This window comes from Acidovorax carolinensis (assembly GCF_002157145.1).
GTDB classification, from domain to species: Bacteria; Pseudomonadota; Gammaproteobacteria; order Burkholderiales; family Burkholderiaceae_C; genus Acidovorax; species Acidovorax carolinensis.
On sequence record NZ_CP021361.1, the window covers coordinates 545,677 to 561,787 of the forward strand.

Sequence of the window (16,111 nt, forward strand, 5' to 3'; positions counted from 1 at the left end):
TTAGAGAGCTTGGCAGGCGTGCGAGCAGTGAGCGCGCGAGCGGTAAGTCTGGGCCGTGGGGGTTAAAAAGACAGGAATCGTGAAACATCGCTTGGCGTGGAGGCCGGTGGCTGGTTTGGCCAGGGCAAGGGTGGGAGTTTACCAACGGATGCCGGCTCGGCACCGATCGAGGGCTGGCTGATGCTCCAAGGGCGATCGTCGTTTTCAGGGTCGAGCGTTAATGTATATGTGATGCGCCAGGGGCCGGTTGGGTGGCGGTGGGTGACGCGCAACACTTTTTGCACTTGCTTGCCCCCGGCGCCGCCGAACATGCCGCCCGCGCCAAGGAGGGCGTTGTTCTGCGCAAGGCGTTCTGCGACCTTGACCGGGTCCTCGCGCGCAGTCACTATATCCTGTATGAGTTCGTCGTTGAGTCCAGCAGCTTTCAGCACCGGAGCGGGTGCGGTGGCCAGGTTCAGGCTGCTACCCAGCATGGTGGTTTCGCCATGAATGGTGAAGCTATTTTCGCAGCCATTGTGTTCAAACGTGGTGCGGTATTGGCCCCAGCCATACACGTCCCATACCTCTGATTCAGACAGCAACGGACTGTTGCGAGGCGGTGGCTTGCCTTCGGCTGTGTAGGTGTCGCGTTCTGCTCCGTTGAGGCGTTGCAGGTTGTCGCTGTCCGTGTAGTCTGCCAGTGCATCAATCAGGTAGGCGGTCTTCTCCACGGAGACCCCACAGCCTAAAAGAAAATTGGTGAGGAGTTCGCTATTTACATTGTTGAGATCGATGAGGCCTCCATGATCTTGAATGGAGATGGTGCTGTTGGCGTCAATCCGGTAGGGCGTGTTGTCGGCCATGACAACGGCCGCGCCGTCAAAAAAGTCAGCGGTGCGTGGGCGTGCTCCTGAGAGCCAGTATTCGGCCTGGGCCCGCCCTGAAAGCGCGCTTTGTATGAACTCAGTGCGCTCGCGCAGCAGCGCAACGCGCTCGGCTGAAGTTTTTGCCGCATCGGCTACAAGGACAACGACGATGGACAATCCTGCCATGAGCCAGAGAACGGCGGCCAAGGCGAAGCCTTGGGAGCGAGAAGGGCGAGGGAAAGCAGCCATTGCTACCTGCCCACGCCAAATGCCTGGGCTATGTCATTGTTCTTGGGCGTCAGGTTGCCCTCGTAGGCCGCAGCACGGACGATGGTTCGCTGGCTGTTGGTGTCTATGAGCAAAACGGCAGATGGCATGGGGCGGAATTCTGATACGCCACTGGGAGGCCACTGTGCATGTTCTTGCCCTCGGTGATCGATGAATCGAAATTCCAGACGCCCCGGTAGGCGAGCAAGTCTCATGACGGGCTGGCTGCTTGGATCTGACGGGCCTTCCAATTGCAAGTCGGTGCTGTTGTCAGTGTTGTTGGTCGGCTTGAGTAGCACCCGCGCAGGGCGCGCCGCACCGGGTGAGCCATCCGGGAATGCGAGTGTGACCATGTCCAACTGAAGGTGTTGACCAGTGAAGGGCTTATCCAGGGTGGGGTCTATGACCATGTTTGCCACCATGTCGTAGAGTGCTCGCGACTGGTTCCAGCGGCCCAGGAAACCATTACTGTGCTCGGTGCTGACGCGCAGCATTTGCGCTATCTGGCCAAAGGCTCCGGACATGAGTGCCACGGTAAAGCTCAGGATGACCACGGTGACCAGCAGTTCAATCAGCGTGAGCCCATGCTGTTGATTACCCTGCTTCATGGGGAGGTCCCTGCACCAGGTGTTCCAAATATGCTGCTGGCGCTGCTGGGTGCGACGAGGCGGTAGCCGGCGAGCTGCAACTGGAAATGGGTCCACGGTGTGTTGTCTGTGGAGTGGATCAGCTGGACATCCAGTTCGTGCAAAGAAACTTCATAGCGTGAAGGTGTGCCCAGCGTGGTAAGGGTACGCACAACGTCTCGAATAGGGCGGCTGGTCCAGCTCAGGCGATAGCCGGGCATCTCTATTTCCCCTGCGGGTTGTTCCACGGGGTTAATGGCGCGCAGGTACTCCAAGACTTCGTTGCGCGCCAGCAGGCTGGCCTCTTCATCCTTGAGCCGTCCCATGGCTGTGATGCTTTGCCCAAACCACGTGAAGGCCACGGAAGCTCCGATACTGAGAATTACGAGCGCAGCCAATACTTCCAGCAGGCTGATGCCCGCTTGCTTCGTTTTGTAGGGGGCTGCCGCGCGGTTCATTGCGAGGAGGCGGTGTTGGAGCGAATCGCAATCTCGCAATTGTCGGTTTTTACGTCCAGTACCAAGGTTTGCACAGCCGATGCAAACTGTATGGAAGCCGCTTGGCAGAGTCCGGAAGCGCGGATGCTCAGGCTTTGTCCTTCAGCAAATGACCAGCCTGCGGGAAGGTCAAGGGCTGGCTGACCGTCGGCCAGTTTTTCGCTGGCTGTTGCTGCATTGAGTTCGACGTTTTGCCCTAGTAGCGCCGCCCTTGCATAGAGCTTTTGTAGTCTCACCGCGAGTTCGCTGGCACTCACCCGTCGTTCGGTGTTGCTGAACCAGCGCTCGAAGTTGGGCAGCACTACGGCGGTGAGCAATCCAAACAGCACCAGTACGGCCATCATCTCGATGAGGGTGAATCCTTTCGGGGCTTTTGAGCGTTTCTGCACACCATGAACCATGGGGCCGAGAGAGATCACTTGCCCAGGACGTCGGCGTTGAGGCCTTCACCACCCGGCTTGCCATCTGCACCGTAGGAGGTCACGGCGAAAGGCTTTCCTTCCGGGCCTGGGGTGATGATTCTGTAGGGGTTGTTCCAAGGGTCCACGGGGATTTGTCCATCCATATAGGGTCCTTTCCAGACGGCGCGCACGCTGGGATCTTCGGGCTCGCGTACCAGCCAATGCAGTGCGATTTCGCCATCGGGCAGGGTGCCCACGTCAAGGCGCATGATCTGAAGCGCACTTTCGATCATTTTTATTTGGATTTGTGCCGTCTGTACTTTGCTGGAGTCGACCTTGCCAAAGATCCGCGGCCCCACCAAGCCCGCGAGGAGGCCAATGATGACCATCACGACCAGCATCTCAAGCAGCGTAAAACCGCGATGGCGGTCGATTGGACTAGTTTGCTGGGATATGAGGCGATGCATTTGAATCATGGGTATTGCGAGGTCTTTCAGGGCACAAGGCTGCCACCTTCGGTTATATGACGTTGGTAAGGCTTGTAATTGCGAGCATGACGCTGATCATGATGCCACCCAGCAGCACTGAGACCAGCAAGATCGTGACTGGTTCCAGCAAAATTAGGAATTGCTTCATACTTTGTTGTGCATGAGTGCGGTGCATTTGCGCCAAGGATGCAGTGGTATGGGCGAGTTTGCCTGATTGCTCTCCTACGCGTACGAGATTGAGGCCCACAGCGTCCAGGAAATGATGGGTTTGCATGGCTACTGCCAGTGCTTGCCCGGCTTTTACGTCGCGGGCAATCAACTCTGCCTTGTTCCGCCAAGCCTGGCCCGCTAGCGAGTTCTGTGAGTGCCGCAGGGCATCCAGCAGTGGTACGTGATGTTGGAGCAATACAGAAAACATGCTGGCCCAGCGCGCTAATTCTACGTGGTCGATCCAGCTTCCTATCACCGGCAGTGTGGTCGCAGTCTCCCAAATCTGTTCGCGGACGGCTTGTTTGGACAGGGTGATCCAGATCCCCGCAATGCCTGCCGCCGCGCAAATGCCCGCCATCACTTTATTGTTAACCAGCCAGAGTCCTGCCTGCAGTACCCAGCGAGAGAAGGTTGGGATGTCGGCTTTGGGGTTGGTAAGGATGTTGGCAAATTTCGGTACCACGAATACGAAAACCACCAATGTGGCCAATAAGCCGCTGGCGATGAGCACCATGGGGTAGGTGAGGGCGTTGCGGGTCTCCCGTCGGAAACTGGCGTCTGCTTCCATTTGCTGGGAAGCAGACTGAAGGGAGGCTCCCAATTTGCCGGTTTCTTCCCCGGCCTTGACCAGCTCGTGCACATATTCAGGCAAGTTCAGTCCGCTGGTCTTGAGTGCCACGGCCAGGCTGGTGCCTGATCGCAGGCTGGTGTAGGACGTGTTGAGCGCTGCGCCAAGAGGCCGGTCCTCGTGACCGCGGGCAATATTAAGCAATGCATCGGCCAGAGGAATCCCTGCGTTCAAAAGCGTGGACAACTCCTGGATGCACAGCAGTACCTCTTCCTGGGGAATGCGGCGTGTCGCGTTGGCTGCTGGCTTCCCGGATTGCCGTGTACGGATCTGTGCATTTGTTTGGTCTCGGCCAGAGCTTGCTTCATCCAGGGCAAAGACTTTGAGTCCCTGCGATGACAGAGTGGCAAGCGCGGTGTGGGCATCAGAGGACTCAAGTGTTCCTTTGCTGCGTCGACCGTCGCTTGTGGTGGCCTGGTAGTTGAACAATGGCATGACGATGCCTGCTTACTGGCCGACGGTCATTACTTCAGAAACGGTGGTGATGCCGGTGCAGACTTTGAGAAGGCCGTCTTGAGTCATGGAGCGGACATGTCTTTTGCGCAGATCTTGAATCATTTGTGTTTCGCTGATTTGATCAAGAATCTGCTGGCGTATGGTTTCATCAACGTCAAACATCTCATACACGGCAATGCGCCCCAAGTAGCCAGTGTGCAGACAAACGTCGCACCCGACAGGCTCGCGCAGTTGCATCTCATTCAGGTCTTTTGGTGTTTGGGGGTTGCTTGCGTTCCAGTGTGCAAGCGCCTCGGCGAGCAAGGCGTGTTGAGCGGAGTCCACCTGCGCAACTGGACGGCTACAGTGGGGACAAAGTCGTCTAACAAGCCGCTGAGCCATGATTCCGCGGAGACTGGAGGCCAGCAAAAATCGTTCAACCCCCATGTCGCCCAACCGGGTCACGGCGCCCGCAGCACTGTTGGTGTGCAACGTGGAGAAAACGAGATGTCCGGTCAGGGCAGACTGCACGGCAATGGCGGCGGTTTCCTGGTCACGGATTTCACCAATCAAAATCACATCAGGGTCATGCCGCAAAATGGAGCGTAGCGCCGATGCAAAGGTGTAACCAATATCTGCATTGACTTGAAGCTGGGTGATCCCATGGAGCTTGTATTCAACGGGATCTTCCACTGTGATAATTTTCTTCAATCCATCATTTCCGAGATCCAGTGCGGTATATAGCGTGGTGGTTTTGCCGGAACCGGTTGGGCCTGTCACCAAGACAATGCCATTGGGTGCGTCAATCCAGCGACGAAATTGGGCGGAGTGATCGTCAAGCATGCCCAAGTCCCCCAGGTTGTAATTGGGGCGGTCTTGCCTAAGTAGGCGCATGACGACCGATTCTCCGTTGCTTCCGGGCAGAATCGAAACCCGGACATCGAATACTTCTCCATGAATTCGGGCTGTCATTCTGCCATCTTGGGGCAGTCTCCGTTCGGCGATATCGAGTTGAGAGAGAATCTTGATGCGACAAACGGTAGCGTCAAAACGGTCTGCGCTGAATTTTTGCAGGTCACGCATAACGCCGTCAACACGGACTCGTGCCACAAACCCGTATTCGCCAGGCTCGATATGGATGTCGGATGCCCGCCGGGTGACTGCCTGACTGAGCAGACCGTTAACTAGTTCAACGATGGGGCCTTCTTCCGCGAGTTCCCGCAGGTGCGCGAGATCGCCCAAGCTGGTAGTGATTTTTGCTTTTTGGGATGTAATGGAGGCATACAGATTGTAGATATCCATCGCACGGGCAATTCTCCAACTAAGGGGTTTGCCGGTCTGATTGGATTTGATTCTCAAGACCTCTTGAGCGGAGCGAGACAAGAGATCGCAGGTGCAGCATACAAGCTGGTCCTGCGCTGTCCACAGGGCCAATCCTTCATGCTGACACCAGGCACTCTGCAGTTGCAGTGTTTCCAAAGCCTCAATAACTTGCGGCTCCATGGAGGACAGCTCGGAAAAATTGACGACGGGCCATCCTGTGTAATCGGCCAAGGCATCGACAAGCGCTTGTTCAGGGACCATGCCGGTTCTGCTTGCGACGGCTAGCGCTGAATCTGACTTTTCTTGCGTCAGGCTTCGAAGCTGTTGGGCTCCTTTTTCGTCAAGAAGCTCACAGTGTTGTAGATGCTCGATGAAGGAGACTGTTGGTACCCTGGACATGACTACTTTGCAATGGGGGACGACATAGGAACCCCTATCTTGATTTCCCGTTGCAACCCATAGTATTTTCCGCCAGCGCGGACAACTAACAAAATGGGCTGGGTTTTTGCCAGGTCCAATAGCAATGTGGCTTCGGGCAGAGCGGATGGTTCCAGCATGACAGTTGCGAAAAGTGCGCTACCACTCTCCGGCTGAGGACTGAGGCTCAAAAGCCACATGCCGTCTGTCCGGGGCATGGCACTGACGGCTTTGAAGCGGATGGGGCCTGCGGTAGCAATGGCAGGAAAATCTAGGAGCAAGTCGTTACCACTTTCCAGTGCCTGGATGGACGTTGGGGGGCGAAGCGTTGCGAGGAATTCATTTGCTTTTTTCGCCGACGCGCTCGCAGGCAAGGCGAAGCCTGTCTTGGAAGGGGGAGGGGGAGGGGGAGGGGCAGTTTGCGCCGTCAAAAGACCTGTGCAACTTAAGGCTGCCACGAAAACTGCAGTTTGAGCGATCAGCCCAACGTGTCGGCGTACAAAAAACATACTCCCATTATCGCTTCCGATTGCGAAGCGGCTGAGTTCACAAGGCCGTGATGTCGCGCATGGTGGGCCGAGGTCAATGCTTGCCATGTGGAAGGACCAAGCTATCAATGCTTGATGGGCGAGTGGGCGGAGGAGAATGCGGGTCTGATGAAATCTTCTTTTTCGCCCCCTAACTTTGCTGGTTCTCATCCATGCCGCGTAGACGGTTTGGTGGTTTCTATTGTGAGTCATGGACACGGGGCTTCCGTGCAGGAGTTGATTTGGACTTTGGCACGGCTGAATGCGGGAGTGATTGTGCGTGTGGTGCTGACGCTGAATTTGCCCGAAGCCGAGCCGGTGCCACCCGCTGAAGGGTGGCCGTTTGTCTTCCAAATAATCCACAATGCCCATCCTGCGGGTTTTGGCGCCAACCACAACCGTGCGCTCGCGGGTGCGACAGAACCATTTGTGTGTGTGCTTAACCCAGACGTGGAACTGGCTGGGCACGATCCTTTCGTCGCATTGGTACGTTCAGCGAACTTGCCGGGAACGGGATGTGCTTACCCCGTACAGATTGATAGGCAGGGTCGTCTGCAGGATAGCGAGCGTGAGTTGCCAACGCCTTGGGTGCTATGGCGCCGCCGGGCTTTGGGGCTGCGCGAAACGAAAGTGGATTGGGTCAACGCCGCCTGCCTGGTGCTTCCACAGCCCGTATGGCAGGAGTTGGGTGGTTTTGACGAGGCCTACTTCATGTACTGTGAAGACGTAGACTTGTGCCTGCGTCTGCGTCTTTCAGGCTGGGACATAGTGCGTGTGCCGGTGCAGTTGGTGCACACTGGACAACGCGCCAGCCACCGGCGCTGGGCGCATCTCCGTTGGCATGTGCAAAGTCTTATCCGTCTGTGGCGTTCGCCGGTGTACAGGCAGGCGTGCCAATTGTTACGTGGGGAGGCGGCGGGCAAAGGTACCATCGGCCGCTCATGATCTGGTTGTCTTTGGTGGCTTTTATGGTGGCGGCGCTGGCGGCGGGACTTATCGTCCGCTGGATGAGTGGACGCGCTTGTGTGTATGGCGCCAACATGCCACAGCGCTTTCATTTCGGCGATGTTCCCCGTGTGGGAGGCGCTGCCGTGCTGCTGGGAATGTGTTGCAGCTGGGTGCTGGGGGTGGCGCAATCGCAGTGGTGGGGGACACCGGTTCCCTGAGTCTGAGGGGCTGGGTGGGGTTGTGGCTGTTGGTGCTGTTGCCTGCGGCCGTGAGTGGCATTGCCGAAGACTTGACCCAGCGTTTGACGGTGCGCTATCGACTTGCCTTCACCGGGGTCTCGGGCTTGCTGGCCGTCATCTTGCTGGACATGTCTGTGCCGCGCCTGGGCATGCCGTGGTTGGATTCCTTGTTAGCGGCAGCGCCCTGGCTGGGCCTGGGCATTGCGCTGTTGGCGGTGACGGGACTGCCCCACGCCTTCAACATCATTGACGGATACAACGGGCTGGCCGGCATGGTGGCCATCATCGTGTGCCTGGCCCTGGCCCATGTGGCGCTGCAGGTGGGCGATCGGGGGCTGGCGGCGTTGCTGGTATGCACTGCGGCCGCAACGGGCGGCTTCCTGGTGTGGAATTACCCCCGTGGCATGTTGTTCGCGGGAGATGGTGGCGCCTACATCTGGGGTGTGGTGATTGCCCTGGCCAGCATTTCTCTGGTGCAGCGCAATGTGAATGTTTCGCCCTGGTTTCCTCTGCTGCTGCTGATCTACCCGGTGTGGGAGACCTTGTTTTCCATCTACCGCAAGTCGGTTCGCGGGGTGTCGCCCGGTGTGGCCGATGCGTTGCATTTCCACCAGCTGATCTATCGGCGCATTGTGCGCAGTGTGTTTCACGACGATGAGTCGCGCCGCGTGCTGATGCGCAACAACCGCACGTCGCCCTACCTGTGGGGGTTTACGCTGCTGACGGTGGTTCCTGCCCTGCTTTTCTGGGGCAATACGCCAGTTCTGATGGCGTTTTGCGGGCTGTTTGTGGTGAGTTATGTGGCGGCATACCTGGCCATCGTGCGCTTCAAGGTGCCAGGCTGGCTGCGGCACTGAAACAGGGCCTGGGCGGGTTATTCGCACATCACGCGAATGGGGCACAATTTGCGCCTCATTGTTTTCTCCGGATGGCCTGCCCCCATGACCGACCTTCTTTCGATAGCACCCCGCGACAAGGCTGAAATCCTGGCCCAGGCGCTGCCCTATATCCGCAAGTTCCATGGCAAGACCATGGTCATCAAATATGGCGGCAACGCCATGACCGACCCCGACCTGCAGGCCGATTTTGCCGAGGACGTGGTGCTGCTCAAGCTGGTGGGCATGAACCCGGTGGTGGTGCACGGGGGCGGTCCGCAGATCGAAACGGCGCTCAATCGCCTGGGCAAGAAGGGCCATTTCATCCAGGGCATGCGCGTGACCGACGCCGAGACCATGGAAGTGGTCGAATGGGTGCTGGCCGGCGAGGTGCAGCAGGACATCGTGGGCCTGATCAACCAGGCTGGCGGCAAGGCCGTGGGCCTGACGGGGCGTGACGGCGGCATGATCCGCGCGCAAAAGCTCAAGATGGTGGACAACAAGGACCCGAGCATCGAGCACGACGTGGGCCAGGTGGGCGATATCGTCGCCATCGACCCCAGCGTGGTCAAGGCGCTGCAGGACGATGCCTTCATTCCGGTCATCAGCCCCATCGGCTTTGGCGAAAACAATGAAAGCTACAACATCAACGCCGACGTGGTGGCCAGCAAGCTGGCCACGGTGCTGCGGGCAGAAAAGCTCATGCTGCTGACCAACACCCCCGGCGTGCTGGACAAGGCGGGCAAGTTGCTCACCGACCTCACTGCGCGCGAGATTGACGCGCTGTTTGCGGATGGCACCATTTCGGGCGGCATGCTGCCCAAGATTGCCGGTGCGCTGGACGCGGCCCGCGCTGGCGTGAACGCCGTGCACATCATCGACGGCCGGGTGCCACACGCCATGCTGCTGGAAATCCTGACCGATCAGGCCTACGGCACCATGATCCGAAGCCACTGAGATGCCCCTTCTGAGTCGCTTCGCGCCATCCCCCCCAAGGGGGACGCCGCCAGCGTGGCGGGGCGGCCCTTGCGCGGCGGCCGCTGGCCTCGGCCGCGCCAGTGATACGGGCTGCGGTCAGCTGGGCAGCGCTCGTTCATCTCAGCAGCTGCGAGCCACCCCTGGCGCAGAGGGGCACTGATATGCGCTTGTTGCTGGTCGAAGACGATGTCATGGTGGCCAGCGGCATCAAGCTGGGGCTCACCGACGCCGGCTATGCGGTCGATTGGGTGGGCAGTGGTGAGCGTGCGGAAGAGGTGCTGCGCACCGAGTCGTTCGACGCGGCCATCATTGACATCGGCCTGCCCGCCATGGACGGGCTGGAGCTGACACGCCGCCTGCGCCGCCCCGGCATGGCCAACCCCGCCTTGCCGGTGCTGATCCTCACGGCCCGCGATGCACTGCACGACCGGGTGCAGGGGCTGGACCTGGGGGCCGACGATTACATGGTCAAGCCCTTCGAGTTGCCTGAGCTGCTGGCGCGCCTGCGCGCCCTGTTGCGCCGCTCGCAGGCCGCCACCTCAGCGGTGCTGAGCTTTGGCCCGCTGGAGCTGGACACGGCGGGGCGCCGCGCCAGCATCCGCGCGGATGACGCCGAGCAGGTGATCGATCTTGGCCCGCGTGAATGGACGGTGCTGGAATACCTGCTGATCCACGCCCCCAAGCCGGCCAGCAAAGACAAGCTGCTGCAGGCGCTGACCGGTTGGGACAAGGAGATCACGCCCAACGCCGTCGAGGTCTATGTGTCGCGGCTGCGCGGCAAGCTGGAGCCGCATGGCGTGGCCCTGCGCTCCATTCGCGGCTTTGGCTACCGGCTGGAATTGCAACCGCAGTAAATCTGCGCGCCACCATGCAGCGGCCCCGACTTCGCGCGATGACGTCCGATCTGCGCAATCGGCTGCTGCTGTTGCTGGTGCTGCCGCTGATGGCGCTGGCCCTGGTGGGCATCTGGCTGGATTACCGCTCGGCGGACGAGGCCGCAGAGCGGCACGACCTGCGCCTGCTGCGCCTGCTGCCGGCCCTGGCCGATTCGGTGCTGGCCCCGCCGATCCACGACCGCGAACCACCCTTGCTGCTGCTGGCACCGCCGGTGGAAGACTTTCTGCGCCAGAACGCGGGCTATGCGGCGTACAGCGTGCGCGACACATCGGGCCGCCTGTTGCTCGGCGAAGCCTGGGTGCATGCTGGCGTGCCCACCACGCAGGCGCCCGAATTCCACAGCATGGAATATGGCGGCGTCACCTACCGCGTGGCGGTGCAGCGCGGGCGCACCGGTGCGGGTGAGCTGGTGGTGGCTCTGGCCGACGGGTCGGACCCGCGCCAGCAATGGGCGCAGCAATTGTTGCTACGGGTGCTGCTGCCCAACCTGGTGCTGGTGGCGGCGGCCGGGCTGGCCATTCACTGGGCGGTGCGGCGGGCTTTCAAGCCGCTGGTGGAACTGGCCGACGCGGTGGAGCGCCGTTCGCCGCGCGACCTGAGCCCGATCGACGAAGCCGCATCGCCTGCGGAAGTGCGTCCCCTGGTGCACTCGCTCAATCGCCTGTTCGCCCTGGTGAACGCGCAGGCAGAAGGGCAGCGCCGCTTCGTGGCAGACGCGGCCCACCAGTTGCGCACGCCGCTGGCCGGTCTGCAGGCGCAGGTGGAGGCCTGGGCCATGATGGCGCGGGCCTCCGTGCCGGCCCCGCTGTCACTGAATTTGGATAAAAAACAGCCTCTAGCGCAGGAGGGGCGTGCACCAGGTGCTATTGTTTTGGGGGTTGATCAGATCGAGAAGCTGCGCAACGCCACGCGCCGCACCTCGCAGCTGGCGCACCAGTTGTTGGCCCTGTCGCGGGCCGACGCGCGCAGCGTCGATGCCCAGCCCTCGCAGCGCGTGGACCTGAAAGATCTGTGCGAAACCCTGCTCGAAACCTTTCTGGACGTGGCCACGGGCAAGGGGCTCGATCTGGGGCTTGATGTGCAGCCGGTGCATGTGAGCGGCCATGGCTGGTTGCTGCGCGAGCTGCTGTCCAATCTGGTGGACAACGCCATCAAGTACACGCCGGCTGGCGGCGTGGTCACCATTCGCTGTGGTGTACGGCGCAATGCCGTGGGTCCAACGCGGGTGTTTTTGCAGGTGGAAGACGACGGCCCCGGTGTCCCGGAGGACGAGCGCGGGCGCGTGATGCAGCGCTTTTACCGGGTTCCCGGCACGGTGGGGGAGGGCACCGGCCTGGGGCTGGCCATAGCCGACGAAATAGCCCGTGTGCACCACGCATTGCTGATCCTGGGGTCTGGCGCGCAAGGGCGCGGGCTGGTGGTGACGGTGGTGTTTGCGCCCGAGCCGCCGGCGGTGGTTGGCGCCTGAACTGCCGGGCGCGCACGCAGCCGGTGGCGCCAAAGGGCTGTGCGAGAATCATTTCCACACATGATTTACGCCCTGCCAACGAACGTCCACAGCGTCTGCTGCCCGCCAAGCGCGCTTGGGTGCCTTGGCTGTTTGCACGGGGCCGGTGCTTCCCCTTCTCCATTCCTGCATGTCTGAACTTTTGCCTACCCCCGAGCCAGTTGCCACTGCCGATGCGGTCGACAGCGCTGCTGCGCGCAAGCGGCCCAAGCCGGGCGAGCGCCGGGCGCAGATCCTGCAGGCGCTGGCACAGATGCTGGAGCAGCCGGGGCAGAGCGCATCACCACGGCGGCGCTGGCTGCGCGCCTGTCGGTGAGCGAGGCGGCCCTGTACCGCCACTTCGCCAGCAAGGCCCAGATGTTCGAGGGCCTGATTGATTTCATCGAAGAGGCTGTGTTCACGCGGGTGACGCACATCGTGGGGCGAGATCTGGCCGATGGTGATCAACCCGTGGAAGGCGGCGCCCACCAGGCGGCGCGCGTGGTGGCGCTGTTGCTGCAGTTTGGTGAGCGCAACCCGGGCCTGGTGCGCGTGATGGTGGGTGATGCGCTGGTGCTGGAGCATGAACGCCTGCAGCAGCGCATGAACCAGTTCTTTGAGCGCATTGAGTCCGCACTGCGCCAGTGCCTGCGCGCCGCAGCGGGCGCGGCGGGCTCTTCCACGCCCACGGTGGATGCCCAGGTGGCGGCCAGTGTGCTGACCTCCTTCATGCTGGGCCGGTTGCAGCGCTACGCACGTTCGGGTTTTCGTCGATTGCCAACAGAGCATCTTGACGCTAGCCTCGCGTTGATGCTTTGACAGCTCCATAACGCCTGCGGCCGCAATGCAGGTGAGCCATTCGCCTGTTTCGCCGCGCTGGTCGGTGGCGCGCGAACAACGCCCGGTGGGAGAAGCCCCCAAATTAATTTCAGGGGCATTGGGCACGCGATAAAAAATGCTGCAAAATAGCACGAACGTTCGTTTTATTTTGTACATGTCCTCACCTAGCCAATCCCGTCCCGTCACCCGTATTCCACGCCCTGGCAACGGAACGGGTCGCGCACTGCAAAAGGGCCAGCAAACCAAGGCCGTCATCGTGGAGGCTGCGCTGGGCCTGGCCACCCATATAGGCCTGGAAGGGCTGTCGATTGGCGCGCTGGCCGATGTCACGGGCATGAGCAAGTCGGGCGTGTTCGCCCACTTCGGCTCGCGCGAAGAGCTGCAGATCTCGGTCATCCGCGAATACCACACCCGTTTCGAGCAGGAAGTGTTCTACCCGGCCATGAACGCACCGCGCGGCGTTCCGCGCCTGCGGGCCCTGTTTGACAACTGGATGAAGCGCACCTCCATCGAAATCGATTCGGGCTGCATTTACATCAGCGGTGCCATCGAGTTTGGCGACCGCACGGGCCTGGTGCGCGATGCGCTGGTCAGCTCGGTCATGACCTGGCACGCCGCCATGAAGCGCGCCATCGAGCATTGCAAGGAGCTGGGCCAGCTGCGCGACGAGGTGAGCCCGGAGCAGATGCTGTTTGAAATCCACGGTCTCATTCTTGCGCTGCACTACGAAGCACGTTTTCTGCAAACCCCCGGGTCCATCAATCGGGCCATCACGGGGTTCAACAACATTCTGGCCCGCTGCAGCCAACCGGCGGCGGTCAAGGGTCGCCCCGTTTCCATTCAAACCACCAAGGAGTAACCCCATGCCTACCTACACGCCGCCCCTGCGCGACATGCAATTCGTCATGCACGAAGTCTTCAAGGTCACCGACGAATTCAAGGCCATGCCCCAGCATGCCGAGGTGGATGTGGACACGATCAACGCCGTGATTGAAGAGGCCGGCAAGTTCGCCTCTGAAGTGATTTTTCCGCTGAACATCAGCGGCGACACCGAAGGCTGCACGCTGGACAAAGCCACCCACGAGGTCAAGACCCCCACGGGCTTCAAGGACGCCTACGACAAATTCGTCGAAGGTGGCTGGGCGGCGCTCTCCTGCGACGCCGCCTACGGTGGCCAGGGCCTGCCATTTGTGCTGAACCAGTGCCTGTACGAAATGATGAACTCGGCCAACCAGGCCTGGACCATGTACCCCGGCCTGAGCCACGGTGCCTACGAAGCCCTGCACGCGCACGGCACTGACGAGCAAAAGGCCCTGTACCTGCCCAAGCTGACCAGCGGCGAGTGGACCGGCACCATGTGCCTGACCGAACCCCATTGCGGCACCGATCTGGGCATGCTGCGCACCAAGGCCGAACCCCTGGCTGATGGCACCTACAAGATCACCGGCAACAAGATCTTCATCTCTGCGGGCGAGCACGCCATGGCCGCCAACATCGTGCACCTGGTGCTGGCCCGCCTGCCCGATGCGCCCAAGGGCAGCAAGGGCATCAGCCTGTTCGTCGTGCCCAAGTTCAACGTCAAGGCCGACGGCTCTTTGGGTGGCCGCAACCCCATCTACTGCACGGGCCTGGAGCACAAGATGGGCATCCACGGCAACGCCACGGCACAGATCGCCATCGACGGCGCCATCGGCACCCTGGTGGGCCAGCCGCACAAGGGCCTGGCGGCCATGTTCGTGATGATGAACGCCGCCCGCCTGGGCGTGGGCAACCAGTCGCTGGGCCTGACCGAAGTGGCTTACCAGAACGCGCTGGCCTACGCCAAGGACCGCATCCAGATGCGTTCGCTCAGCGGCACCAAGGCCAAGGACAAGGACGCCGACCCGATCATCGTGCACCCCGATGTGCGCAAGATGCTGCTCACCGCCAAGGCCTACGCCGAAGGCGCGCGCGCCCTGCAGATCTACTGCACGCTGCTGCTGGACAAGGTGCACAGCCACCCCGATGAAAAGGTGCGCGCCGAATCCGAAGAGCTCGTGGCGCTGCTCACGCCCATCGTCAAGGCCTTCATCACCGACAACGGCCACACCGCCACCAACGCCTGCATGCAGGTCTTTGGCGGCCATGGCTTCATCAAGGAATGGGGCATGGAGCAGTATGTGCGCGACAACCGCATCAACATGATCTATGAAGGCACCAACACCGTGCAGTCGCTGGATCTGCTGGGCCGCAAGATCCTGGGCAACAACGGCGCCACGCTCAAGAAACTGGGCAAGCTGATTGGCAAGCTGGTGGAAGAAGAGGGCGTGAACGAGAAGATGGCCGAGTTCATCAACCCCGTGGCCTACCTGGGCGACCAGATGACCAAGTTCACCACAGAGATCGGTTTCAAGGGCCTGCAAAACCCCGACGAAGTGGGGGCTGCCGCCGTGGACTACCTGCGCGTGGCCGGCCACCTGGTGTTCGGCTACCTGTTTGCCCGCATGGCCCAGGTGGCGCTGCGCGAAATCGCCGCTGGCAACACGGACCCGTTCTATGGCGCCAAGCTGCAGACCGCGCGCTTTTACTTCGCCAAGCTGTTCCCCGAGACCGCCACGCTGATGCGCACGGCCCGTGCTGGCAGCAAGGTGCTGATGGACACGGACCTGGCGCTGGCCTGATCGGCAGGTCGGCGGATTTCATGCCTTTTAGTAACGGAGCCCTTATGTATAAAGCGGTGACAGCTATTTTTTTGGTAGCGTCTGCGGCGCCTGTCTGGGCGCAGATGACGCCCGAGGGACTGTGGCGCAACATCGACGACAAGACCGGCGAGGCCAAGGCAGAAATCCGCATCCGTGACAACGGCGGCGCATTGCATGGCGTGCTCGAAAAGCGCCTGGCCAAGGACGCCAAACCCGATGACCTGTGCAAGGAGTGCAGCGACGACCGCAAGGACAAGCCGCTGCTGGGCCTGGAAATCATCCGTGGCGCCAAAAAAGCCGAGGGCAAGGACGTGTGGGAGGGCGGCAAGATTCTCGACCCCGAGAACGGCCGCAACTACACGCTGCGCATGACGCCCGTTGAGGGTGGCAAAAAGCTGGAAGTGCGCGGCTCCATCGGCCCCTTCGGCCGCACCCAGACCTGGATCCGGGTGCAGTAAAGACGACAACACCGTGTGCGCCGCGCTCGGGCACGGCACGCACAA

Annotated in this window: 14 protein-coding genes and 2 pseudogenes; 9 read left to right on the forward strand and 7 right to left on the reverse strand. The window is 61.0% G+C overall.

All coding sequences use genetic code 11. The features are described from left to right. Positions 1-62: 62 nt before the first annotated feature. Genes CBP34_RS02610 through CBP34_RS02640 form a run of 7 tightly spaced genes read right to left on the reverse strand, consistent with a single transcriptional unit; the run spans position 63 to position 5,981 of the window. Entirely contained in the window at positions 63-1,052 is a 990-nt protein-coding gene (locus CBP34_RS02610; RefSeq protein WP_157896420.1) for a type II secretion system minor pseudopilin, read from the reverse strand. 44 nt (positions 1,053-1,096) lie between these two features. Next, the gene (locus tag CBP34_RS02615; RefSeq protein ID WP_094097223.1) at positions 1,097-1,720 is read right to left on the reverse strand and encodes a type II secretion system protein; all 624 of its coding nucleotides are present in this window, start codon (positions 1,718-1,720) and stop codon (positions 1,097-1,099) included. Further along, positions 1,717-2,196 (reverse strand): type IV pilus modification PilV family protein, encoded by a 480-nt coding sequence (locus CBP34_RS02620; RefSeq protein WP_094097224.1) that lies wholly within the window; start codon positions 2,194-2,196, stop codon positions 1,717-1,719. Before CBP34_RS02620 ends, CBP34_RS02615 begins: the two co-directional genes overlap by 4 nt. Then, positions 2,193-2,654, reverse strand: a complete 462-nt coding sequence (locus CBP34_RS02625) for a pilus assembly FimT family protein (protein ID WP_157896421.1) — start codon at positions 2,652-2,654, stop codon at positions 2,193-2,195. Before CBP34_RS02625 ends, CBP34_RS02620 begins: the two co-directional genes overlap by 4 nt. Further along, a complete protein-coding gene (gene gspG / locus CBP34_RS02630; RefSeq protein ID WP_236748493.1) occupies positions 2,651-3,112 on the reverse strand; it encodes a type II secretion system major pseudopilin GspG in 462 nt (153 codons plus the stop codon). The genes CBP34_RS02625 and gspG overlap by 4 nt, the downstream gene beginning before the upstream one ends. Before the next feature lie 43 nt (positions 3,113-3,155). Then, a complete protein-coding gene (locus CBP34_RS02635; RefSeq protein WP_094097226.1) occupies positions 3,156-4,397 on the reverse strand; it encodes a type II secretion system F family protein in 1,242 nt (413 codons plus the stop codon). 12 nt (positions 4,398-4,409) lie between these two features. Continuing rightward, on the reverse strand, positions 4,410-5,981 hold the full coding sequence (locus tag CBP34_RS02640; protein WP_157896422.1) for a GspE/PulE family protein: 1,572 nt from the start codon (positions 5,979-5,981) through the stop codon (positions 4,410-4,412). 812 nt (positions 5,982-6,793) lie between these two features. Between CBP34_RS02640 and CBP34_RS02650 the strand changes: the two genes are divergently transcribed. From CBP34_RS02650 to CBP34_RS02690, 9 genes and pseudogenes are all read left to right on the forward strand, one after another. Beyond that, positions 6,794-7,609 carry a glycosyltransferase gene (locus tag CBP34_RS02650; RefSeq protein ID WP_208616365.1) on the forward strand — a complete coding sequence of 272 codons (816 nt, stop codon included), beginning with the start codon at positions 6,794-6,796 and terminating at the stop codon, positions 7,607-7,609. Further along, positions 7,606-8,708 (forward strand): annotated as a pseudogene (locus tag CBP34_RS02655) (MraY family glycosyltransferase). The gene CBP34_RS02650 and the pseudogene CBP34_RS02655 overlap by 4 nt, the downstream one beginning before the upstream one ends. Before the next feature lie 84 nt (positions 8,709-8,792). Continuing rightward, on the forward strand, positions 8,793-9,683 hold the full coding sequence (gene argB / locus CBP34_RS02660) for an acetylglutamate kinase (protein ID WP_086911266.1): 891 nt from the start codon (positions 8,793-8,795) through the stop codon (positions 9,681-9,683). A gap of 182 nt (positions 9,684-9,865) precedes the next feature. Continuing rightward, a complete protein-coding gene (locus tag CBP34_RS02665) occupies positions 9,866-10,558 on the forward strand; it encodes a response regulator transcription factor (protein ID WP_086911267.1) in 693 nt (230 codons plus the stop codon). 38 nt (positions 10,559-10,596) lie between these two features. Next, positions 10,597-12,069 (forward strand): sensor histidine kinase, encoded by a 1,473-nt coding sequence (locus tag CBP34_RS02670; RefSeq protein ID WP_094097229.1) that lies wholly within the window; start codon positions 10,597-10,599, stop codon positions 12,067-12,069. 169 nt (positions 12,070-12,238) lie between these two features. Continuing rightward, a pseudogene (gene slmA, locus CBP34_RS02675) lies at positions 12,239-12,906 on the forward strand (nucleoid occlusion factor SlmA). A 175-nt stretch (positions 12,907-13,081) separates the two neighbouring features. After that, entirely contained in the window at positions 13,082-13,786 is a 705-nt protein-coding gene (locus CBP34_RS02680; RefSeq protein WP_094099031.1) for a TetR/AcrR family transcriptional regulator, read from the forward strand. A gap of 4 nt (positions 13,787-13,790) precedes the next feature. After that, entirely contained in the window at positions 13,791-15,587 is a 1,797-nt protein-coding gene (locus CBP34_RS02685; protein WP_094097230.1) for an acyl-CoA dehydrogenase C-terminal domain-containing protein, read from the forward strand. A 44-nt stretch (positions 15,588-15,631) separates the two neighbouring features. After that, positions 15,632-16,066 (forward strand): DUF2147 domain-containing protein, encoded by a 435-nt coding sequence (locus CBP34_RS02690; protein WP_086911272.1) that lies wholly within the window; start codon positions 15,632-15,634, stop codon positions 16,064-16,066. Positions 16,067-16,111 lie beyond the last annotated feature (45 nt).